The organism is Psychrobacter sp. ANT_H3, from assembly GCF_027919975.1.
GTDB classification, from domain to species: domain Bacteria; phylum Pseudomonadota; class Gammaproteobacteria; order Pseudomonadales; family Moraxellaceae; genus Psychrobacter; species Psychrobacter maritimus.
In genome coordinates this window covers 1-671 of record NZ_JAQISM010000058.1, presented here as the reverse complement: position 1 = coordinate 671, position 671 = coordinate 1, and the positions used below count along the sequence as shown (strand labels likewise).

The window sequence follows — 671 nt, the reverse complement described above, 5'->3', positions numbered from 1 at the left end:
AACACCTTGCCAAACACAGACGTTGCCATATCCTTAACAGGCACTCTGTCATCGGTATTACCCGCAGTGACTTTAACAGATACAAGCTCGCCCTTATGATTGATAATGGCATGCAGCTTAAAGCCATAGAACCAGCCCATGCTACTTTTGCCTCGGGTTGCAAGTCCTTCAAAGACTTTGTGACGGTAGATACGCTTGTTATGACAAACTGCTATCTTGGTTGAATCAATATAGCTGATACCCGTACAGTCGCCCATTATGCTTTGCAAGTAGCTGCACAGTGGCATGATACTGCGCGGCACTAGCTCTATAAATCGCGAGTAGCTCGGCAGATTTGGAAACTCCCGTTTCATCATGCCAAGCATGTGATGGTAGTAAAATGCCTTAAACTGTCGATAACGCAGTTGATGAAACAGTACCAAGACAGTCATAATCTCTGCTACACTTATCTGGCATGCTCTTAACCTTTGGTGTTTCGTTGCGATTAAATGAGCGTCAAACTCAGGTTTGAATTGCTGATAAAAGTCGTCAATATGGCAGTATAGTTCGGTTAGGTTGTCCATGTAAGAAGTCCTTGTTGTGAAGTTTGTCTTGGTAAACTCACTTTAACAACTTCGGACTTCTTTTTTTATCTTTTTTTTGAGCCCTTATCCCGAACTGGGGTTATAAAA

1 protein-coding gene is annotated in these 671 nt (G+C 42.6%); it reads right to left on the bottom strand.

Going from position 1 to position 671, the window contains the following annotated elements; all coding sequences use genetic code 11:
• On the bottom strand, positions 1–563 hold a 563-nt coding region (locus PG901_RS13600), incomplete at its 3' end, for an IS982 family transposase (protein ID WP_271134703.1).
• Between the last annotated feature and the right edge of the window lie 108 nt (positions 564–671).